The organism is Bacillus sp. R86525 (assembly GCF_042466195.1).
In the GTDB taxonomy this organism is placed as follows: Bacteria; Bacillota; Bacilli; order Bacillales; family Bacillaceae_G; genus Bacillus_A; species Bacillus_A nitratireducens.
The window spans coordinates 584678-606273 of the sequence record NZ_JAXHPX010000007.1; the positions used below are offsets into that span (position 1 = coordinate 584678).

The window sequence follows — 21596 nt, forward strand, 5'->3', positions numbered from 1 at the left end:
GAGCTAATGATTAGCTCTCTTTTTTCTTATACTCTAAAACGGTATTTTGACACGTTGATAAAATTCTTTTTAATTCCTCTGTGGATAATTCAATTGTAAATTCAGGTACACCAGGTGTAATTAAAATTTTATTGTAAGTATAAATTGAACTGTCCACAATAATCGTTACATCTTGTGAATAACCGAAAGGAGCTACACATCCTGGAGTACAACCAGTCTCTTCTCTTAGCTCGTCAGGAGAACAGAGAGATAAGTTTTTTCCTGTTATTTCTTTCATCTCTCCTCGGTTGAGACGAGTTCCCTCTAACGTAAAGAATACGTAGTACTCCCTGGATTTTGATTTTAAAAATAAGCTTTTACTTGGAGTACCTTGTAAGCCGAGCCTTTCACGAACGATGCGATCTGTCTCATAATCGAGTACTGGTTCGTGTTCAAATTTTTCATAAGAAGCATTTGTTTTATGTAGTAAAGAAAGTACGTCTTCGTACATATTGCATGATACCCCTCTCTATGTTTTACTGCAGCCCTACCATATCTTCTCGCAGTGTCAACTGAATATATTGGAAAGGGATATTACTTGGATGGCGCTTCCCATAATCGTTTTATGATAGATTGTTCATCAAGTGTAATTTCATAAATATCAGGATTAGTTAAAGTTTTCCATTCATCAAAGCCAATAGTATGATCAAAGTGCTTTAAAATTAATGTGAATAAGTTGCCGTGTGTAACGAGTAATGTTGTGTCATGCTCTAGTTTTAAAACTTCCTGAATAAGTGAGATGGCGCGATCCATCGCTTGTTTTGTTGACTCTCCGCCCAAAAAGGCAATATCTATGTTTGTAAAAGTAGATTCTAGTTTTTGCATCCAATCATCCATTGGAACGTTGCTTAATATGCGCTCTGCTAACCGTTCATCTTCTTGAATAGGTAAATTAGCTTGGAGTGCATAGGGCCGAATAGAATCGATAGTGCGGACGAAAGGGCTTGAAATAATACGATCTATTTGTAGATTATTTTCTATGAGGAATGTAGCAAGGGTGTTTGCTTGGTCTCTTCCTGCGTTTGTTAATTCGGCATCCCGCTCTTGTCCAGTTGCTGAACAATGTCGTATTACAATAATTTTTTTCATATTTCATCCCCATCTTTCAAGTTGACGCTATATACTTCGACAAATGTGGAAAAAATTCCTTTTTATTGGAAACGGCATATTGATCTAAATATGTGGAAAAGTAATGTGGATAAATGAACATTTGAGGTGTAATGATGAAAAAAATGATATGTATTATATTCGGTCTTTGTTTTTTTATACACTTGTCCACAACATATGCAGAATCGAATGCAAAATTAAATTATCCAAGCAATCGAAATAAATCGTTTGTGAGTGAGGATGTGTTTTACGAACGGTTAGATAAAAAGGTGTATAAAGAATATAAAAATGCAGCATATAGTATTCGGAAAAAGATCTTATTTAAAGAAGTGCCGGATGAAGAATTTTCTTTCAGACAAAAAACAGCCGTGGGTTGTCGGAGTAGTGTGGTGTTTCAAGATTCTTTTATTCACCCTGATCGCCAAGTTTATTTTTTCGCTTCCTTTTCTCAAAATGAAATAGACGAATTTCGTAAGTACATTGTTATAGATGCAGAAACAAAGAGGGAGTTGCAAGCGGGAAAAAGCTATCGTCATTATGATAATCCATATAAAAAATAACCCACCAACTGGTGAGTTATTTTTACGCCGGCACACTCATTAATTTTTCTTTCATTTTACGAATAAGAATGACAGCACCAATTGTGAAGAGAAGGGTAATTCCTTCTGCAACAAAGATGTTAATTGTTTTTGTTTGGTAAAGTGCCGCGAAAAAGTCTACAAATGCGTGGAATAATATAGCGTAAACAAGGAAAATATATTTCTTCTGTTTTACAGCGTATAAGACAAGCATTGTAAAGGCGATTTGCAATACAAGAGCCATAATTCTTTCCAAGCTGCCAAGGAAGTATAAATAAGCAGGTTGTTCTATTAACATATCCTTTACAAGATTTAATTGTGGTAGTTTTTCTGCCATTTGAGCGAAGCTACCATTGTTAATAGCATTAGCGAATATAAGTGTCTGCAATGCAGAGAATCCGCCAACTAAAATGGATTCAATCCCGCCATGACCAATTCCATAAGCGAAGCCATCTTTATATTCTAGATATTTTTTTAGTAGGAAGAAGAAGGCAACGAAGCGTCCTAATTCTTCAAAAATACCAGCAGTTAGTCCGCCATAAATTGCAAAGACAAACGGATTTTCTAAAAATGGAGCGATTGCTGGATTACCACGCATAAATAGGTGGAACGGTGTTTCGAGAATTTGGGTAAATCCAATAAAGATAAGAACACCAACGCCGACCACTTTCCAATTAATATTATATTTTTTACGGAAATAAACGAGTACAATAATTGGGACCAGAATCGAAACAACGAGTTGAAATATGATGCTGGCAATTACAGTATTTGAAACCATACTTTCACCGCTTTCTAATATATGTACATATCTATTATGCATGAAATATGGGAGGGATGAAACTTTTAACAAAAAATGAATTTACTTATTGACTCTAACGTTGCGTCATACTTTATCGTATGTATTAAGGGGGAGATACACATGACAATGAAGGTAAAAGAAGTAGCTAATTTAGTTGGAATTAGTGTGCGCACACTGCATCATTACGATGAAATTGGGTTGTTAACCCCAGACGAGACGACAGAGTCTGGATATCGTCTGTATTCCAATGAAAATTTAGAGACATTGCAGCAAATTTTATTTTTTAAAGAGCTAGGCTTCCCTTTAAAGAAAATTAAAGAAATTATCATGAGTCCATCATTTGACCACGAAGAAGCACTACAGCTTCACAAGAAAATGCTTCTTGAAAAGCGGGCTAGATTGGATAAGGTGATTGCGACGATTGATAAAACAATTCAGCATACAAAAGGAGAGATTGAAATGACGAACAAAGAGAAATTTGAAGGATTTGATTTCAGCCATAACCCATACGAAGAAGAAGCACGTGAACGATGGGGAGATGAGGCTGTAGATAAAGCGAATAAAAAAGCGAAGGGTATGTCTACAGAGAAACAGGAGGAGTTTAATAATATTTACAGAAAGCTAGCAACACTTCGAAATGGAGCCCCTGATTCTAAAGAGGCGCAAGAAGCAATTGGAGTCTGGTACGATTACTTGCAAAACTTTGGTGAATATTCATTAGATGCTTTTAAAGGACTAGGCCAAATGTATGTCGCTGATGAGCGCTTCACGAAAAATATTGATAAGTTTGGTGAAGGTTTAGCACAGTTTATGTGTGATGCGATGGAGGTTTATGCGGATCGGAAGAAATAGTAAAAAAAGGTGGAGGTTTTTTCCACCTTTTTATTTTTTAATCATATCATTTAAAGTTTGATCCCCCGTATTGTTCAAATGAGGATTGTTGCTCATTTCACGTTTTAGCATATCAAGACTTTGTTCATATTCTGTATCGTTTAAGCTACCGGATTGAAGACCTTGAATTTGAGAAATCAACTTTTGGTTTGTTGATACATATGCTTTATAATAGCGAGGAACGATGGACAAAGCAGTTTTATATACTTGATCCGTTACTAGTTTCGGATCCGTTGTGTTGGCACGATATACAACGAATACTTCGTCGTCAGTAACGAGCGTAGCAGCATTTGCAACATCAGGAAGTTTAACTGTCATGCTTGTAATCATTTCAGCGACTTTCTCACGGTTAATGGCTCCTACTTGTTTGTTAGATACTTCATGTTTTTGTTTAGATGAATAGCCAACCCTTGTGAGCCGTGTATTTGTATTTTCCGTATGATACATGTCGTTTTTATTGGAAACAAGAACACGACTTCCTTCTTCACGTTCCATTTCGGCTTTATTAGTTGACTGACAGCCTGCAAATAAGGAAAGAGTGAGGAGAGAGAGTATAATTTGCTTTTTCACGATGTATCACCTCCTTCTCCATAGCATGCACTAATTTTCAATTTTTTGTATTTGAAATTGTTGGTTGTTATGCTTTGTGATACGATAAAAAGAAGAATGCTTAGAGAGGAAGTTCATAATGGAGCAAAAGCAAGAGATTCATACTACGGTGAGCGTTAATAATGTTCAGTACGAAGTAATTAAAAACTTTCGTGACGGTTTTAGTGAAGAAGCATTTAAAGAGCGCTATGCAGAAATTTTAAATAAATATGATTATATCGTTGGAGACTGGGGTTATGAGCAACTTAGATTGCGCGGATTCTTTGATGATAGTAATCAACGTTCGACATATGATACGAAAATTAGTACTTTATCAGAGTATTTATACGAGTACTGTAACTTCGGTTGTGCACATTTTGTATTGCGAAAAGTGAAGAAATAAAAAAATCCTCTTACAATTGTAAGAGGATTTTTTCATAGCAATTATACCAATTGTGAGGAGGCTGTTTACTTGCAAAGTAAACAGCACCTCGGCAAATATAATTGTTTTTTTCGTATAGGCTTAATGAAACCGGATTACCTATAAAACAATCTAGGCGTATTCCTTTGTAGCCTATCCGTCTTGCTTCGCTTTCCCAAAAGGATAAAAGTACTTTGCTATATCCTTTTCCTTGCGCGAAAGGGTGGATGACGAAAGAATGGACGATAAGAAAGCGTCCGTCTGTTTCTGACCAATCAATTCGTTCGTATTCGGGAGACTGCCACTCGTTTAGCACGACAGCACCAACGAGTGAATCATCCTCAAACAGGCAATACAGTTCATCTTGTTTTAAATGATAGGAAATATGGTCTCGCGACGGATAAGAATCGTCCCATTGATAAATTTTGTTCTGTAAGAGTGCTTTTTTGCATGCTGTATACATTACATCTAAGTCATTCAATAAATCAATCGTACCTTTTCTCACCGTTAACATGGGAGTCCTCCTTACAAAGAAATTGAAATGTGATCACCTTCAGAAAGCGTTTTGTTTGGTTTCATTTGTTGTCCATTTAGTTGGATATACCCATTTTTAATTTTCTCCACAATGAGTGCACGGCTCCAATCTGAAATATATGTGGATAACACTTTATCAATCCGGTGGGAACCGAAAACTATGTCTAATACGATCGTTATTTCGGCTATACCACTTTCTTTGTATTGTGTAATGGAAATGGTAGTACTTGTGTCTGTTTGTTCTTGCTGAGTCATATCGACAGTTTCGACGTGATCAGTAAATGATTTATAAATATGAAGTTTTTGATTCCACGTATGATCTTTCGGACATTTATAAATTGCAAATCGGTATATGTTCTTTCCATTTGCGTTATGCCTGCGAATGTTCGTGTCGGTAAAAAGGGTAGTACGCCTGCAATTTTTACAATATTTTTCGATTGTTGCTAGTTCGTTTTCATATAAACTCCAAGAAAGTTGTACTTTCTGCATTTTCCTTCACCTCTTATATTAGTGGTAAAGGAACGTAATACAGCTATTTGGATGTCTTGTAGTATGAAGACATAAGAAGTAGACAAAAATAAAAAGAGGTTCCCCCAAGAGGAACCTCCGTAAACATCATACTACAGATGCGTTACGTTCCTTTGTAATGGGAATGGGCAGACTACTCCCTTGAAAAAGCACGATGCTTTTTTGAGAGTAATGCTATCCAATTGCTGGTCCATTACAAAGTAAATGTTGGCATACGCAGATAACGTCCTTTCTATCCAAATAGATTTGTTTATAAGTATAACACATAAGATTGAAAATTCAAAATATAAATTGTAAAAAAACACCAGCTAACATAGCTGGTGCACCAGATAAATTATATAAGTTCAAATAAAAATGAGCGTAATTCTTCTGCAATTTCTTCAGACATAGAAAATGCATGCTCTAAGTAGCCTGGTTCGTTTAAATCGTCAGGACCGATGATAGCAAATTTGTTGCTCTGCATATCAAGGACTATCGTTTTACCGTAATGACGATCGGAGTATAAAAGCGCTAAATCATGACGCTCATTTTCCCCCATAAAGCTAACGAAACGAGTTTTTGTAGCGACTGTATCGTCGTACAGAAAGAAACGTTCTTCCATACACATGGCTCCTTTATTAAATATCTAAGTTTAAGTGTGGTTTATGGTCTAAATGGTGATGCGTTTTAATGAAACGTACTGTTCTCGTTTTGTAACGCATAACGATAGAATATGTTTCAGCTAAATCTCCACCTAGGAATTTCACGCCGTCTAATAACTCACCAGCAGATACACCTGTTGCTGAGAAGATTGCGTCATCACCAGATACTAAGTCATCTAGCATAAGAAGTTGACGAGGATCTTCTAATCCCATTTCACGACAACGAGCTTCTTCTTCTTCGTTCATTGGAACTAAGCGAGCTTGCATTTCGCCTTCAAGGCATTTTAATGCTGCTGCAGAGATAACGCCTTCTGGAGCTCCGCCAACACCTACGAATAAGTCGATACCTGTTCCAGGTAAAGCTGTTGCGATTGATGCACCAACATCTCCATCACCAAATAATTTTACGCGTGCACCTTTTGCACGAACACGGTCAATAATATCTTGATGACGTTCACGTTCTTGCACGATAACCGTTAGGTCACGAATCTTTTTATTGTTTGCTTCTGCTACAATTTCAATTGTTTTTTCAATTGGATCATCTAAGCTAATTTTACCAGCTGCTTTTGGACCAACCGCGATTTTTTCCATGTACATATCTGGAGCGTGAAGAAGGTTTCCTTTATCTGCGATTGCGATAACTGCCATTGCATTTGCAAGGCCTTTTGCAACGATGTTTGTACCTTCTAATGGATCAACGGCGATATCTACTTCTGGACCGTTACCTGTTCCTAGTTCTTCACCAATATACAACATCGGTGCTTCATCAAGTTCTCCTTCACCGATTACAACTGTACCTGCCATGTTTACTGAATCGAACATATCACGCATAGCTGTAGTTGCTGCATCATCTGCTTCATTTTTCTTTCCGCGGCCCATCCACTGTGCGGATGCTAAGGCTGCTGCTTCTGTTACACGGACAATTTCTAGTGCGAGTTCACGTTCCAAGGTTGCATTCCTCCAATTTCAAAAATCATACAAATATAACTATAACAAATAACGGAGAAAAGGTGAATTCGAAAAATTGTCGATTTTTTCAGAAGAAAGCGTTACAATTAAAATGTAAATGCTTTAATTTCCAGGTAGGTGACATGAATGTACTTCGTAGACAGAAAAAAAATAGAACAAATGCTAGTATGTTTAGAACGAGCAACAAATACATTTCAAGAGAAGAAGATATATGAAGCCGAGTTCGAATTTTATGCATTAGAGCGCATAGCTCATCTAATTATTGATTGTGTATTAGATGTAGGGAATGCGATGATTGATGGATTTATTATGCGCGATCCAGGAAGTTACGAAGATATTATCGATATTTTAATTGACGAGAGAGTCATAAGTGCAGAAGAAGGACAAGGAATGAAAGAAGTTATCCTTCTTCGAAAAATGCTTACGCAAGATTATATTCAAATGAATCATGATGAATTATATAAGACGATTCAAAAACATATCGCAGTGGTAGAGAAATACCCAACGAATATTCGCAGTTATTTAGAAAAGGAATTAGGACCTGTATCTGCATTTGTACCAGAATAATTATGCTTATAAGATCCCCAGGACTATCTTTTGGGGATCTTATATTGTATGTGAGAAAGTAAAGGGAAAAGGGAAAAGGGAAAAGGGAAAAGGGAAAAGGGGGAAGGGTGAAGCATGGGGGAAGCACGTACGACAAAAGATGAAATTGTGCAATTGTTGAAAGTAAAGGGAGAGCACACGGTAGCAGAACTAGCTGACATTTTAGAGATTACCGAAATGGCGATCCGAAGACATTTAAGTAATCTTGAGAAAGATGGTTTCATTTATTCTAAGATGGTAAGACAACATGTCGGAAGACCAACTTATTTGTATGGATTAAGCGAAAAGGGAGAAGATACATTCCCGAAGGAGTATAAGCAATTTGCTATTGATATGCTAGAAGATTTAGCTCGAATGGGTGATGAAAAAATACTTCGTTACGTTTTAACAGAGAGAACGAAGCGAATGGAAGAACAGTTGCAAAAGCGAGTGAGTAATCAAAAGAATTTAGCATATAAAGTGCAAGAGATAGCAGCTATGCAAGAGAAAAATGGTTATATGGTTCAAATAAAGAGAGATGGAGAGAACTCTTTCGTAATTGAAAAACAAAACTGTCCGTTAAAAGAAATTGCAGAGAGATTCCCACAAGTATGTGCAGATGAGAAAGAGATGTATAATCGTTTATTTGCAGGTGCAGATGTAAAGACGTTAGCAAACATGTGTGAGGGCGATTGTAGTTGTTCTTACCAAGTAAAAGAGAAAAAATGAATGTTGTGGGGCGCTTTAAGGTAAAGCGTTTTTTTCTTTGGAAAAAGCGGGTAATATAAGAGTGGTATGATAGGTGAGAACGTTAGCATAGAAGGAGAGACATAATGATGTATAAAGGTTACTTAATTGACTTAGACGGTACGATGTATCGCGGAGAAGAACAAATTGAAGAAGCGAGCGACTTCGTAAAAGCGTTAGGAGAGCGCGGCATTCCTCATTTATTCGTTACGAATAATTCAACGCGTAAACCAGAACAAGTGGCAGAAAAACTTGTTCGTTTCGATATTCCAGCGAAAGCAGAGCAAGTATTCACAACGAGTATGGCGACAGCGAACTTCATTTATGAACGTAAACAAGACGCAACTGTATATATGATTGGTGAAGAAGGCTTACATGATGCACTTGTGGAAAAAGGATTTGAACTTGTGGATGAAAATCCTGATTTCGTTGTTGTCGGTTTAGATCGTGACATCACATATGAAAAATTAGCAAAAGCTTGTCTTGCTGTACGTAACGGCGCAACGTTTATTTCTACAAATGGAGATATTGCCATTCCAACTGAGCGCGGATTATTACCAGGTAACGGTTCATTAACATCAGTTGTAGCAGTATCAACAGGCGTGGATCCAATCTTTATCGGAAAACCAGAATCAATCATTATGGAACAAGCGTTAAAAGTGCTTGGTATAGGAAAAGATGAAGCATTAATGGTTGGGGATAACTACGATACAGACATTTTAGCGGGAGTAAATGCTGGCATGCATACGCTTCTTGTCCACACTGGAGTCACAACTGTGGAGAAGTTAACAGAATATGAAGTACAACCGACGCAAGTTGTGCATAACTTGACGGAGTGGATTGAGAAGATGTAATGAAATGCAGGTAACCGGAAGAGGTTACCTGTTTTTTTATGCATAATTGCATATTCGCTGTTGTTATATAAAACTTAAAATTTATATGTATTGATATAAAGGGAGGAATAAGAGTGTACTGGATGTCATGTATTATGTTTGTTTTTACATTATGTGTTTTGTTTTTTGTTCTATGGAAAATATATAAAATAAATGAAATGAAAAAAAGTGCGGGAAAACTTATTGCAACATATTCTCGAGTGAAGAGACGGTGGATTGCGTTACTTGGACCAGCATATTTCTTTGGACAATGTATGTATATATATGCTCGGTACGTAAGTGGGGAGATTGATACAGCTCAACAGTTTCTTATTCAGTCGGGTAGTTATGCTGTAGCAAGTTGTTTTATGACTTTAATAGCTATCCATCTTATTAAAAGTGTACAAATATATGAAAAAGGTGTAGTAGACGGATTAAACTTTTATTCATACGAAGAATTAAAAGGCTATAAAACATCAACATGGGAAAATCCAAAAGAAAATATATTTTTATATCGCGGGCGCGAAAAAATGAATGACAATGTGAATTTACTTATTAGACAGGAAGATATGAATGAATTAGAAAGCATTCTTCAAAGGTATATTCCGAAATTGATGATGAAATAAAAAACTCCGGTTTTAACAACCGGAGTTTTTTATTAGAATGCGCGATTAACTACATCTTTAACCTCTTCAAGATATTGCTTACGCACACTATCATCCACAGAAGGAACACTTGTATAGAATGTATGCTCAATTGTTTCAATACCTGTAAATTCAAAAATACCAACATCTGCTGTTTTCTTCATTGCTTCAAACATACCGCCTGCTGTGTATGCTTCTTTCGTATTTCCCATTGTAGATAATAATAAGCCTTTTTTACTGCTTAATAACTTCTCAATACCATTCTCACCGTAAGCATAAGCAAAGCCGTGGCTAAATACACGATCAACGTATCCTTTTAAAATAGCAGGAAGTCCCGCCCACCAAACTGGATAAATGAATGTAATGCTATCAGCCCAAGAGATATGTTCTTGCTCTTCTTTAATATCTTCTGGTGTGTTTCCTTGAGAAAATGAGATGAAATCGGAAGCGCCTAATACTGGATTGAAGTTTAATTCGTATAGATCGCGAACGCGAACTTCATGACCTTTTTCTTCTAATTCACTTTTTACCGTTTCTAAAATCGCATGGTTGAAGCTTTCTGTATTCGGATGTGCATAAACGATTACATGTTTCATTGTTCTTCCTCCTATTTGTGGATATGTGAATAGTTTTTATGAATTCGTGTAACTAGTATGGTTACTTTTATTGTGAGAGTCAACTTTTCTGACGTGAGAAATAAAGTGGAAATATAATCAGCTAATACGGGATACATGTTAGTATGTGACAAAAAAATACAAAAAAGTAGGGATTTTGCATTCTGAATAGAATATATAGATTGGTAAATAGAGAGAGAAGGGGATATGAGGATGAATATTATCGAAATTGAAAGGTTAGAAAAATCATTTGATATTGGGGATAGTAAAGTAAAAATATTAAAAGGCATTAATCTTCAAATTCAAAAAGGAGATTTCGTCTGTATTATGGGGGCAAGTGGATCGGGTAAAACGACCTTACTTCAGTTGTTAGGTGGATTAGATATTCCATCGGTAGGTAGTATTCGAGTTGATGGTACAGAGATATCAACATTAAAAGAAAAAGAGCTCGCTTTATTTAGAAGGCATAAAATCGGTTTTATTTTTCAGCAGTTTAATTTGATTCCAGTGTTTAGTGCGGAGGAAAATGTAGGATTGCCGTTACTGTTAGATAATGTCTCACAAAAGAAGGCCACGGTGACAGCAACTCGTTTATTAGATCTCGTCGGGCTAAAGGGAAAAGAAAAACATTTACCAGCGCAGTTATCAGGCGGGCAACAGCAAAGGGTTGCGATCGCAAGAGCTTTTGCAAATGAGCCGGCTATTATATTAGCTGATGAACCAACAGGGGCGTTAGATTCAGAAAATAGCAAAAATATAATCGCGGCACTTCGCAATGCGTGTGATGAATTAGGGCAAACAGCTGTCATTGTAACGCACGACCCGTTCGTAGCGGCCCATGCGGATAAAGTTGTTTTCTTATTAGATGGTGAAGTGATTCATGAACATGCTGAAAGTAAAGGATGGAAATTTCGAAATATCCCGCAACAAGTTACTCACATTCAAGAGATTATGAATCGCCACTTTAAAGTAGGAGGTAAAGGTGATGCGATGGGTAATTAAATATGCGGTAAAATCGATGAAACAAAATTGGCTGCGAAATATGTTGATTGCTCTCGGGGCAGCTTTAGGTGTTATGTTAGCGACGATGTTATTGCTAGGCAATCAATCAGTTGAGAAAAGCGTGAAGGAACAAGTAGTAAGCCGGTATGGAGATTATAATTTGCAATTTGGTTATATAAAAAATGATATGTATTTAAATAATGAAAGTTTAAAAGGAATAGATGGCTTAGAAAATGTTGAAAAAATATCAAAAGTACTTATACCATATCCTTTTCCACATTATAAAGAGTTATCGGGAAAACCGTCCTATTGGGGTGTGGAGCAAGATTCTCCAGAAATGCATTCTTATAAAATATTAGAAGGTCGATATCCGAAAGAAGGGGCTGAAGTAGCACTGACAAAAGGATATACAGATCGTGAAAATATACGGGTAGGAGATACGATTAAGTTACCATTCCCGCAACATGGAGAAAAGAATGTGAAAGTCGTCGGCATTTTAAATCCGCCGTTAATGGCAGCGATGGGGCATAGTGCTTATTTTCCAATCCATTGGCTTCAAAAAGAATTAAATTTACCAAATCAATTCAATCTCGTTCAAGTGAAAACAGCTGATGTAAATGTGAAAAGAGCAATTGCTCTTGATGTAAATAAGAAGATAGAAAATATAAAGGTAGATCAACGTACTTATGTTGATAAGGCGTTTGAACGACTAAATGTAATGAAGCCGTTAATTTTTAGTTTAGGTGGTATTGCTTTATTTGTTGTAGCTCTTTTAATAATGGGAAGTTTCTTCTTATCTGTTAGAAGTCGATTTAAGCAGTGGGCATTATTACGTGCGCTCGGTAGTAACCCAAATCAAATTATATTAGTCGTTTTATTAGAGGCTTTATGCATCGGCGCAATTGGATCGCTAGCAGGAGTTATTCTTGGAGCAGGTACGCAAACAATTGCTGCATCATTCATTAATAAATGGGTGAATATTGAAGGGGCAGGGAAAGCATCATTCTCGATCTCAGGTGAGATTTTATTCATTACTTTTTTACTAGGAATTGTTATGTCTATCATAGGGGCCATTATACCGGCTTTCATGGTTAGAAAGATTCCACCAGTTCAAGCACTTCGCCCAGGTCTTCCTAGTAATGAGAAAAAAGAAAAGAGATGGAGTGCTTTTAGCCTTAGCATCTTAATCATTGGTACTGTTATTGGACTAGCAGGTAGCGTATTAGAGCAGTATATCGGTTTTAATCCAAGTGCAATAGGAGCGCTTTTATTTGCGGTTGGTTTGTTATTGGCGATTCCGTTATTTATTCGTATGATAGCACCGGTGATTGCAAAACCGTTTCAAATGATATTACGAATTGAAACGACAATTAGTAGCCGGAATGTAATTCGTTATCGAAACAAGGCAGCTGTGTCGGTTGCTATATTAGCATTTGGTTTTATGTTAGCGCTTGTTGGAACGATGTATGTAAATTCTATGTATGAAGGTATGAAAAAAGGATTACAAAAACATTTACCAGCGGACTTAGTAATAAGAATTCCGGTAGAGTCGCAAGGAATAGAAACATTACCGTTTAGTTGGATGGAGAAGGTTAGAAAAATTGATGGTGTGGAATCAAGTGTTGGGAATGCTACTGACTTTACCGCAAAGCTTGTGAATTATGACTTTAAAAAAGCGAATCAAGAATGGTATGAATTTGCGAAAAAAAACAATTTGAACTATGATTCAATGGAAGTTGTAGGTAACGATATTGTAGCGTACCAGAAAGTAACAAAGGCGAAAGTGATTGCAGGACAAACTTTAAATAAGCCATTACAAGATGGTGAGGGAGTCATTACGAAGGAAGTGGCTAAAAATTTAGGGCTTCAGTTGCATGATACGGTTGACGTACAAGGAAAAGGGAAAGAAAAACAAACAATTAAAGTCGTTTCGATTATTGAGCAAGGATTAAGGTTAAGGAGTTTGGATATTTTTGTGAATGAACAATGGGCTCGCGATAAGTTTCACGTACAAGGATATGAAGCAATTCAAATCATGACTAATTCTAATCAATCATTTGAAGCGATTAAGAAGCAAGTAAAACAAGTTACAAATAATAAAGAGAATGTAGAAGTTATAAACAGTTATGATTTATTGAAAGAACAAGAGCAGTTATTATCGCAAATGATGATGCTAATTCGCTTGTTAGTTGTAATTGTTTTCATTATTTCTGGTGTAGGATTAATGAATGCGATTGTCGCAAGCTTGCATGAAAGACGTGCTGAAATTAGTATGATTCGTGCGGTAGGAGCTATTCCGAAGCAAATGAGACGGATCGTTTTATTAGAGGGAACTTTACTTGGAGCAATAGCTGGTTGTATTGGCATTTTTGGTGGGATTTTGTTTAGCTATATCGTGTTATCAAGCTTAGAGTTAACAGTTATTATTATTCCATATAATCAAGTTGCCATACTGGCTCTAGCTAGCGTGATGCTCGGAGCAGGGGCGGCAATGATTGCTTCATTACAATTAAGAAGGTTCAAATTAAGTGATACTTTAAAAGAGTTATCAGCATAAAAGATTGCTATACTCCGCTCATACAAAGAACAAAGAAGACGAATAAAATGATAACAATACCGATACCAAAGTTAAATACAAGAGTACTATCCATATATGTAACCTCCTTGTTTGAAAGTAAAAAGCACTCTGTCTGGAGTGCTTTTTATTATCCGAATCTGTCGCAACGAACACCGCAACGTATAGAAAGGGAATAATACGTTTAAAGAGTTATAGTAATTTATGCATTTATAGAAAAAAAGACACTCTTTTGAGTGTCTTTGATGATGACAAAATGTGCCAATTGCTTGAATTTGATAAGACGTTAATTTTCCGGTTAACGGTCTTTCTTAATCAAGAAGTGTAACAACAGCGATTCAAATAAATTTTAGCATTTTTTTAATGGGTGTGCGTATGTAATTATGCATATTGTAATTATGAGGTAGGTAATGAACTGTGAATAATTTGAAGTGATTTATTTACGATTTCTTCTGCGGCATATATGCCGATTGCATCTGTTTTTACAATATGGGGTTGTAAGTGATTATATGTTGCCCCTAATTCACCGTGAAGTGGTGCGAAGGCATAGTTAGCTTTTTCAAGCATGCATAAATCAAGTAAAGAATCTCCGGCTGTAATAATAGTATCTATTTGTAGCACTTCTTTTATATATTGCACAGCATCCCATTTGTTAATAGGCTTCGGTACAAAATATAATTTTCTACCTTGAAGTGAATGAGCCCAGCCTTGTTTGTCTAACCAAGAAATGAAGGATGTTAATTCGTCATAAGGAATGTTCTCTCGTTTAATGATGCAATAGTGGAATAAATCATCAGCTGTTTTTTGAGATATAACCCAATCTTTATGAGCGATTTGTTCAAATTCCTTTAGTATATAGTTTCTTTCTAAACATTCTACTGAAAGTCTTTTTTTTATTTCTTTGTTCCAAGTAACATCTTGCTTGCCGTCATGAAGGATATTACCGCCGTTACTTGTAATGGCATATTCGGGAATGATTTCATTTTGGAATAAAGTAATACGCTGAAACTGTTCAATCGTTCTTGTTGTAACTGGGATAAAATATGAGTGCAGTTGCAATTTTTTTAGTAGTGAAATGGTTTTATGTGATATGAAAGAAATTTCTTTTCCGTCTAAAGTTTCGATGAGCTGAATTGACTCATCTTCTATATGAGCACGAAATGATTTTCGGGAATAAATAAGCGTCTGATCAAGATCACTGGCGAAAATCATATCGTTTCCCTCCTAAGAGGCTTAATGAGCCCGCAACATGAATAAGCCATATTCTCATATATTTCAATAGGGACATTCTTTTCTTTAGCAAGAAGTAAAATATGCTTTAAATCAGGATTGTTTTGCTTGCGTATTAAAATTTTCCACGGTATTCTCCGGAGTAATACGCGAGTTGCTTCACCGACTCCTGGTTTAATTAAGTTAATATCGTCAATCTCAAAGTGAGCTTGGATAGACTGTAGATCTTTTAATCCTTGCCAAGATGGATCGGTGTATGTTGAAGCAATATAATGTAATTGATTATCTATATGAGAATGAACAGAAGGGAATAGATCTGTTACTTCATCGATGAAGAAATTTGATAAATCTTCTTGTTCTAGCTCTTTATAATATTTAACACCATGAAAATCACTTGGGCCAATATAGGTGTCATTTAGTACAGTGCGGCTGATTAGTCCAGATACGGTTGCATTTAAGCAAGCACTAGGGATAAGAAAATCTTCGCGTGTACCGTAAATTGAAGTACAGTAACCTGGATCAGCAAGTACAGCCATACAATGAGAAAGGTGTGTATTATTTCTCTCGTTAAATGTATGTACTGCATGTTCCAATTCCTTTTTTATTGCACCTTTTCCAGTCCATCCATCAATGAATTGAATTGTTTCTTTAGGGTGATGTTCTAAAATATAGCGAAGTGCATTTTCATCGATACCGCGTCCACGAATAATGGAAAGACAATAGTGAGGGACATCAAGGTTATATTGATAGCGTATATAGCGTTTTATAAGAATCCCGATAGGTGTACCAGCACGAGCTAATGAGACGAGGACAAGATTCGTTCCTTTAGTCTGTATAATTTGTTCAGCGACAACTCCAACTGCGGTTGCTAGTTTGTGCTTGTATTGTTGCAGGGAGGAAAAGAATAAATCCATATATGCTTTAGATGGTTTATATTCTACTGGTAACATTTCAGAATAATGTGTGCCAGCTTGAATTGCTTGTTCTCTAGTTTCTGTGGAACTTTCTTTCATTAAATCACTAATATCTTTTAATAGAAAAATAGCATCATTTGGATCGTAACTACTAATATGGGAATTTACTTTTACCATAATTATCAACCTTCCTTTTCTATGCTATTTGAAAATGAGACGATATGAATACAGGGAATAACTGTTTGTAACTGCTGTAGAAGAGGAAATAGAGCTTCTTCTCCTACATCACGTTCCATAAAAACAAATACTTCATCGTAATCATGAGGTGAAATATTATAAAAGTAATTTGTAATAGTAGAATTTTCGGGACTTGGATATGGGAAATGATTATGAATGGCGTAGTTCACATCATTTGAAACAGGGTGGATAGGACTTCGTGTTGTAGATTGATATAAAATATTTTCACCCATTTCAGCAGCGATTTTCATTGGAATATACATAAATTCACCCGTTCCGAGGCAGAGCGTTCGTTTTCCAATTCTCTTTCTTTGTAACATTTTTCCTGCTTCTTGAGTAAAAGAATGAATGTGCTTTTGTTCATATGATGAAATGCCAAAGCGTCCAGTATATTTTATGTAATTTGATGTATAAGGTAATGCTGGACAAGTAATGGTATGCTTTTTGAAATCGGGTTTTGTTTCTTTAGTTTGAATAGTTGGTGTTGGAATATTCAACGGTTGGCCAGTTGTATGAATGACTCCTTCTAATAAAGAAATAACATGAATTTTTATTTGAAGTTCTTCTTCTAGTTGTTTAAATTGTCTTCTATTATTATTAGAACGCCAGTCTAATAAAGAAGCGATGGTATATTCTGCTCGTGGAAATTGCTGTTGAATGGACCTGATAATATTTAGTGCGGTTTTTCCAGTTGTCATCTCATCATCTACAAGAACGATTGAATTGTTGTTTTGAAAAAAGCTCTTATCGATATAACAACGGTGTGATGTTGCATGGGAATGTTCTTCCTCAAATGTAATGACAGATTTGAGATTGGGTATCGATTCCCTAGTTGTATGTACATACTTTGCATTTTGAAAGCATTGAAACATAGAATGGCCAAGTGCTGTTGCTGTTTCAGCGAAGCCGATAAATAACACTTCTTCTTGCAAGGGATATTGATAATGAAATACTTCTTCTGGAATTTCATCAACTTCTAATGAAATAAGATTTAAAATTTCTTTTTGAAACGGATGAAAAGCATTATGTAGTATTTCCATATATCTTGCAGCGAGAGCAAATCCACTTGCTAGAGAGACTGCAGGTTTAATAGGAAGATGCTTTCCAAGAATTGTACTCACAAATAAAAAACTCCGCTTCTTATTTATCCTCGCTGCCATTTGAAAAAGATTGTCTAACGCTAAATTATATGGATTATCACGTACTTCTACATGAACTTTTATATTATTTAAAACGTTATACGTGTTGTTTTGCGTTTGTAATAAGGAGATCGGTGAATTGTTTGTTTTCATGTAGCACCCCGTAAATATTAGATTTTAAAATGGTTTTGCGAGCCCAGTTATAATGGGGCTTTACCTCATTCATTTTGTTAGCAAAACTGCTTTTTAGCACTCCGTTATACGTATCTGCATTTTGTAAAATTGACCTTGCGTCTAAATAATCTTCCATTGTGACAATGTGCATTGCTTGTACAACTTTAATATGAGATGGGTGAATAACTGTCTTTCCAATTAATCCATTTGCATGGTCAAGCGATACCTCTTGAATGAGCCCTTCTTCGTAATCATTAGAAAAATATTCCCATACACATCCTGAAATAACATAATCAGTTGTTGCTCTGGAGAAAATATTAATAATGTCTGAAATACAATCACGAACTACAGTAATATGATAGATCGGTGTGTATTTATTGCGCCGAATACCAAATATACTTGAAAAATCAGTGGCGCCAATACGTACATTTAAGATGTAATCACGATAGGAATCTAGTAAATCTTTTATTTGTAATAATGATTCTACACGTGTTTCTTTATACATAATTTCTGGCGATTCTAAAATCGGCATTCCATAAAGGGATAATGAATATAGCTCGTTTATATATGCAAGCTGATCGATATAAGTCTTTCCATTAACGGGTGTGAATTTTGGAAAGACGAAACCACATAAGCAATGAACAGCACTACCTAATTCAGTAACAATTGTCTTCATTTGACTTGGCTGTCGAACTCTAATAAAAAGAAGTGGAATATCTGATTGACTTAGTATGTTGGTACTGACTAAGTTGGCGATTTGCTGTATTTGAACGACGATGTTTTGCTCTGCAAATTTTACTTCCTCATCGCTAATAGAGTCTTCTAGACAAAAAATAATAGAGGTAGCTTCCACATGTTTTTTTCTAATTATATCTTCTGCAATCGTTTCTTTCGTACCAGGAGTATACAGTGTAGCCCCTAATGCGTAAGCTAATTGCTCTTTCTCTATACTTTTTGAAAAACTAAGAGGTTCTTTATAGAAAAAATTTTGACGTTCTTCTAAGGAGAGATAAGAAAAGTAATTCAAATTGTCACCACCTTATTTCAAATGATTTTGTTTAATCGTAACATAATAAGAAAAATCTTCCATGTAAATAAAGCGAGAAATTTAAAAAACATATTGAGAAAGATGAATTATAAGATGAATATCGAATATTGTTAGTAGAAATATAATAGGGGGGAAGAGAAAGTGGAAATACATAAGTTAACGGTAGAAGAAGCAAATGAGATAAATACGTGGACGTATGAGGAACCTTATGATTTGTATAGTTTTTTAGGAGAGGAAGAAGCAATAGAAGAATTATTAGATGGGACGTATTATGGCTGTTGTGACGATAATAGGGAGTTTATCGGCTATTTTTGTTTTGGGGAAAATGCACAAGTGCCAGGGGGAAGAGATGCTCATTTATATGGTGGAGAAGATGTAATTGATATCGGACTTGGCATGAAGCCAGCGTTAACAGGAAAAGGGCTGGGAAATCTGTTTTTTCAAGCTGGGATAGCGTTTGCTGTGAAAGAATGTAAGGTGAAAACGTTTCGACTTAGTGTAGCAACATTTAATACAAGAGCGATTACGTTATATAAAAAAATAGGTTTTCAGCAAGGTCCTATTTTTTTGAGCCGTGGAAGAGAATTTATGCTTATGGAATATGAAAGACCGTCAGTATGGAACTGACGGTCTTTCGTATTTTACTCCGAATGATCAGCTCGGTGCGCTAAACGGCTTGAAGCAGCGGCAGCGATTCCGCCAACGATATCATCAAGGAATGTGTGCACCTTTCCAGTTGATTTATCATTTAAGTATTCTAAAATACCAGGTTTTAATTTATCGATATATCCAAAGTTCGTGAAACCGATAGAACCGTACACGTTAACGATAGAAAGTGCGATAACTTCATCGATTCCATATAGTCCTTCATCGCGTTTTACGATATCTTGTAACGGCTCACTTAACATTCCCTTTTCAGCAAGGACATCAAGTTCAATGCCTGTAATAAGTGCGTTTTGTACTTCGCGTTTCGATAGTACACGCTCAACGTTATAGCGACATTCTGACATTTCTAAATTTGCATGGTATTTCTTTTGAAGAAAATGAACAAGTTCAGCAATATCGTCAATTGTGACACCACGTTCTTGTAATAGTTGTAATGCTCTTTCTTGTAGTTGATTTGATTCTTTCATGTTTATCACCTTTTTTTCTTTTTAGTATTTGTATACGTTTCGTTGCTTTATCATGTGCATAGGAATGAAAGGCGAGCACAAGCTCATATATATAAAGAAAAACCATAGGTGGCGACTGCGATGATTCAGCATATTTATGAGCATTATCACATGCATGTTAAAGAATTAATCCCCCTTGGCCCCTATAAAAGCTTTTGGATTCGCAACAAAATTTATGTACTTGTTCCAATTGGAGAAATGGAGGAAGAAGTACTTGTAGAGATGAAAAAGCTCAGTGATTATATGAACCAGCAAGGGGATATAACTGTAGCGACTTTCGTTCCGACTATACACGGCTACTATGTAAGTGAGATAGAAGAACAAAATTACTGCTTATTAAAAGGTATGCGTGCGTTAGAACGACATGCTACATCATTAGGAAGTGAGCTTTCTATATTCCATAAACGAGGTGCATTCTTTCCAGAAGAAATCGAGCAATTAAGCCGCATCGGTGAATGGAAAGCATTATGGGAAAAAAGGCTCGATCAATTAGAAAAGTTTTGGCAATCACAAGTGATGAACCACCCTACAGACGTATTCGATCAATTGTTTATTGAATCCTTCCCGTATTACTTAGGAGTTGCAGAAAATGCAATTCAGTATGTTGTCGATACAGAGATGGATGATACGCCGCAAATGACTGATGCAGCAACAATTTGCCAAGAACGATTCACACCTTTATTATGGCATCAAACGAAGCGCCTCAAACTTCCTTTCAATTGGGTGTATGATCACCCAACTCGAGATATGGCAGAATTAATTCGCTATATGATGATAGAAAAAAAGAAAGATTGGGAGCAAACAATCGTCCAATTTGTTACAGATTATGAACGGAATTATTCGCTATCCTCATTTGGTTGGCGCCTATTATTTGCAAGGCTCCTGTTCCCACTCCAATACTTTGAAACGGTTGAACGATATTATCAAACAGGAAACGAAGAACAAAAAAGCATATATAGAGATCGCTTAGAAGCCATTTTACACGATGTGAACCGCTCCGAGCAATTTATGAAGCATTTTTACGGGTCACTTCGTTTACCAATTGATAAGTTAGGTATTAGGAAATTAGATTGGCTGTCTTAAAAGTATAAAAAAGAGACCGATTGAGGTCTCTTTTTTATATCACAATTGTATGTAATACATTATGCCCCTACCTGTTGATCTGCACATATATGTAAAATGAGTTGATGTTTTTCGATTTTCTCATTTACTTTACTCAATAATTCTTGCTGAATTTCTTTAAATAAAAATTGATAGCTTGTATTCCATGTTGGTATAACGGATGAAAGGCTTAGTAAATACTCTTTTTTCTTTTCTAGTTCTTGAATTGTTACAAAAGTGTTCCCCATTTTTGGCATGTGTCGTCCCCCTATGTTTTTTGTATGTGTGAACGATTTACTATCTAGTATTAATTATCGCATTTTTTGAGAAGGATTTCCAATTTTGTTTTATGATGTTAAAGGGGAAGTGTTATTTGAATAAAAAAAGAGACCCAAATGGGTCTCCTTTTAGAAAACGATTCTGAACGAGCCGCTTCTGCTTTTAATT

General features: G+C 36.0%; 26 protein-coding genes. 11 read left to right on the forward strand and 15 right to left on the reverse strand.

Going from position 1 to position 21596, the window contains the following annotated elements; genetic code table 11:
* Positions 1-10: 10 nt before the first annotated feature.
* Positions 11-490 (reverse strand): YbaK/EbsC family protein, encoded by a 480-nt coding sequence (locus tag SJY24_RS05325; RefSeq protein ID WP_377863963.1) that lies wholly within the window; start codon positions 488-490, stop codon positions 11-13.
* An 83-nt stretch (positions 491-573) separates the two neighbouring features.
* On the reverse strand, positions 574-1128 hold the full coding sequence (locus SJY24_RS05330; RefSeq protein WP_377863964.1) for a histidine phosphatase family protein: 555 nt from the start codon (positions 1126-1128) through the stop codon (positions 574-576).
* Between the two features lie 134 nt (positions 1129-1262).
* Between SJY24_RS05330 and SJY24_RS05335 the strand changes: the two genes are divergently transcribed.
* Complete coding sequence (locus tag SJY24_RS05335; RefSeq protein WP_377863965.1) at positions 1263-1706, forward strand: hypothetical protein; 444 nt, start codon at positions 1263-1265, stop codon at positions 1704-1706.
* A gap of 22 nt (positions 1707-1728) precedes the next feature.
* On the opposite strand, the gene SJY24_RS05340 is transcribed toward SJY24_RS05335, so the two are convergent.
* Positions 1729-2544 (reverse strand): YhfC family intramembrane metalloprotease, encoded by an 816-nt coding sequence (locus SJY24_RS05340; protein WP_377867218.1) that lies wholly within the window; start codon positions 2542-2544, stop codon positions 1729-1731.
* 99 nt (positions 2545-2643) lie between these two features.
* Between SJY24_RS05340 and SJY24_RS05345 the strand changes: the two genes are divergently transcribed.
* A complete protein-coding gene (locus SJY24_RS05345; RefSeq protein WP_377863966.1) occupies positions 2644-3375 on the forward strand; it encodes a MerR family transcriptional regulator in 732 nt (243 codons plus the stop codon).
* 30 nt (positions 3376-3405) lie between these two features.
* Here SJY24_RS05345 and SJY24_RS05350 read toward each other — a convergent pair whose 3' ends face one another.
* Complete coding sequence (locus SJY24_RS05350; protein ID WP_377863967.1) at positions 3406-3984, reverse strand: YhcN/YlaJ family sporulation lipoprotein; 579 nt, start codon at positions 3982-3984, stop codon at positions 3406-3408.
* Between the two features lie 118 nt (positions 3985-4102).
* On the opposite strand from SJY24_RS05350, the gene SJY24_RS05355 reads away from it, so the two are divergent.
* On the forward strand, positions 4103-4405 hold the full coding sequence (locus tag SJY24_RS05355; RefSeq protein WP_000435944.1) for a YutD family protein: 303 nt from the start codon (positions 4103-4105) through the stop codon (positions 4403-4405).
* Between the two features lie 10 nt (positions 4406-4415).
* On the opposite strand, the gene SJY24_RS05360 is transcribed toward SJY24_RS05355, so the two are convergent.
* The 4 genes from SJY24_RS05360 to glpX form a co-directional block, all read right to left on the reverse strand.
* Positions 4416-4937, reverse strand: a complete 522-nt coding sequence (locus SJY24_RS05360) for a GNAT family N-acetyltransferase (RefSeq protein ID WP_377863968.1) — start codon at positions 4935-4937, stop codon at positions 4416-4418.
* Between the two features lie 11 nt (positions 4938-4948).
* The gene (locus SJY24_RS05365; protein ID WP_377863969.1) at positions 4949-5446 is read right to left on the reverse strand and encodes a cytoplasmic protein; all 498 of its coding nucleotides are present in this window, start codon (positions 5444-5446) and stop codon (positions 4949-4951) included.
* A 373-nt stretch (positions 5447-5819) separates the two neighbouring features.
* Entirely contained in the window at positions 5820-6086 is a 267-nt protein-coding gene (locus tag SJY24_RS05370) for a DUF3055 domain-containing protein (RefSeq protein WP_000392612.1), read from the reverse strand.
* 16 nt (positions 6087-6102) lie between these two features.
* A complete protein-coding gene (glpX, locus tag SJY24_RS05375; RefSeq protein WP_000439096.1) occupies positions 6103-7074 on the reverse strand; it encodes a class II fructose-bisphosphatase in 972 nt (323 codons plus the stop codon).
* 147 nt (positions 7075-7221) lie between these two features.
* On the opposite strand from glpX, the gene SJY24_RS05380 reads away from it, so the two are divergent.
* The 4 genes from SJY24_RS05380 (at position 7222) to SJY24_RS05395 (ending at position 9925) form a co-directional block, all read left to right on the forward strand.
* Entirely contained in the window at positions 7222-7662 is a 441-nt protein-coding gene (locus SJY24_RS05380; protein ID WP_377863970.1) for a DUF86 domain-containing protein, read from the forward strand.
* A gap of 114 nt (positions 7663-7776) precedes the next feature.
* Positions 7777-8409, forward strand: a complete 633-nt coding sequence (locus tag SJY24_RS05385; RefSeq protein WP_377863971.1) for a helix-turn-helix transcriptional regulator — start codon at positions 7777-7779, stop codon at positions 8407-8409.
* A 107-nt stretch (positions 8410-8516) separates the two neighbouring features.
* The gene (locus SJY24_RS05390) at positions 8517-9281 is read left to right on the forward strand and encodes a TIGR01457 family HAD-type hydrolase (protein WP_327798908.1); all 765 of its coding nucleotides are present in this window, start codon (positions 8517-8519) and stop codon (positions 9279-9281) included.
* A gap of 113 nt (positions 9282-9394) precedes the next feature.
* Positions 9395-9925 carry an iron ABC transporter substrate-binding protein gene (locus SJY24_RS05395; protein WP_377863972.1) on the forward strand — a complete coding sequence of 177 codons (531 nt, stop codon included), beginning with the start codon at positions 9395-9397 and terminating at the stop codon, positions 9923-9925.
* A gap of 32 nt (positions 9926-9957) precedes the next feature.
* On the opposite strand, the gene SJY24_RS05400 is transcribed toward SJY24_RS05395, so the two are convergent.
* Complete coding sequence (locus tag SJY24_RS05400) at positions 9958-10539, reverse strand: NAD(P)H-dependent oxidoreductase (RefSeq protein ID WP_078418181.1); 582 nt, start codon at positions 10537-10539, stop codon at positions 9958-9960.
* Positions 10540-10770: 231 nt separating this feature from the next.
* On the opposite strand from SJY24_RS05400, the gene SJY24_RS05405 reads away from it, so the two are divergent.
* The gene (locus SJY24_RS05405) at positions 10771-11559 is read left to right on the forward strand and encodes an ABC transporter ATP-binding protein (protein ID WP_377863973.1); all 789 of its coding nucleotides are present in this window, start codon (positions 10771-10773) and stop codon (positions 11557-11559) included.
* Positions 11543-14116, forward strand: coding sequence for an FtsX-like permease family protein (locus SJY24_RS05410; protein WP_377863974.1), 2574 nt, complete (start codon positions 11543-11545; stop codon positions 14114-14116). The genes SJY24_RS05405 and SJY24_RS05410 overlap by 17 nt, the downstream gene beginning before the upstream one ends.
* 414 nt (positions 14117-14530) lie before the next feature.
* Here SJY24_RS05410 and SJY24_RS05415 read toward each other — a convergent pair whose 3' ends face one another.
* From SJY24_RS05415 to SJY24_RS05430, 4 genes are read right to left on the reverse strand one after another with little or no spacing between them, the layout of a single operon-like run.
* Positions 14531-15346, reverse strand: coding sequence for an HAD family hydrolase (locus SJY24_RS05415; RefSeq protein WP_377863975.1), 816 nt, complete (start codon positions 15344-15346; stop codon positions 14531-14533).
* Positions 15343-16455, reverse strand: a complete 1113-nt coding sequence (locus SJY24_RS05420; RefSeq protein WP_377863976.1) for a cysteine protease StiP family protein — start codon at positions 16453-16455, stop codon at positions 15343-15345. The genes SJY24_RS05415 and SJY24_RS05420 overlap by 4 nt, the downstream gene beginning before the upstream one ends.
* A gap of 5 nt (positions 16456-16460) precedes the next feature.
* Positions 16461-17807 (reverse strand): phosphoribosyltransferase family protein, encoded by a 1347-nt coding sequence (locus tag SJY24_RS05425; RefSeq protein ID WP_377863977.1) that lies wholly within the window; start codon positions 17805-17807, stop codon positions 16461-16463.
* Positions 17752-18855 (reverse strand): HpcH/HpaI aldolase/citrate lyase family protein, encoded by a 1104-nt coding sequence (locus SJY24_RS05430; RefSeq protein ID WP_377863978.1) that lies wholly within the window; start codon positions 18853-18855, stop codon positions 17752-17754. The genes SJY24_RS05425 and SJY24_RS05430 overlap by 56 nt, the downstream gene beginning before the upstream one ends.
* Before the next feature lie 162 nt (positions 18856-19017).
* On the opposite strand from SJY24_RS05430, the gene SJY24_RS05435 reads away from it, so the two are divergent.
* The gene (locus tag SJY24_RS05435; protein WP_377863979.1) at positions 19018-19503 is read left to right on the forward strand and encodes a GNAT family N-acetyltransferase; all 486 of its coding nucleotides are present in this window, start codon (positions 19018-19020) and stop codon (positions 19501-19503) included.
* A gap of 14 nt (positions 19504-19517) precedes the next feature.
* Here SJY24_RS05435 and SJY24_RS05440 read toward each other — a convergent pair whose 3' ends face one another.
* Positions 19518-20009 (reverse strand): phosphatidylglycerophosphatase A family protein, encoded by a 492-nt coding sequence (locus SJY24_RS05440; protein WP_377863980.1) that lies wholly within the window; start codon positions 20007-20009, stop codon positions 19518-19520.
* A gap of 120 nt (positions 20010-20129) precedes the next feature.
* Between SJY24_RS05440 and yutH the strand changes: the two genes are divergently transcribed.
* The gene (gene yutH / locus SJY24_RS05445; RefSeq protein WP_097809364.1) at positions 20130-21131 is read left to right on the forward strand and encodes a spore coat putative kinase YutH; all 1002 of its coding nucleotides are present in this window, start codon (positions 20130-20132) and stop codon (positions 21129-21131) included.
* Positions 21132-21190: 59 nt separating this feature from the next.
* On the opposite strand, the gene SJY24_RS05450 is transcribed toward yutH, so the two are convergent.
* Positions 21191-21406 carry a hypothetical protein gene (locus SJY24_RS05450; RefSeq protein WP_044740521.1) on the reverse strand — a complete coding sequence of 72 codons (216 nt, stop codon included), beginning with the start codon at positions 21404-21406 and terminating at the stop codon, positions 21191-21193.
* Positions 21407-21596: the final 190 nt, after the last annotated feature.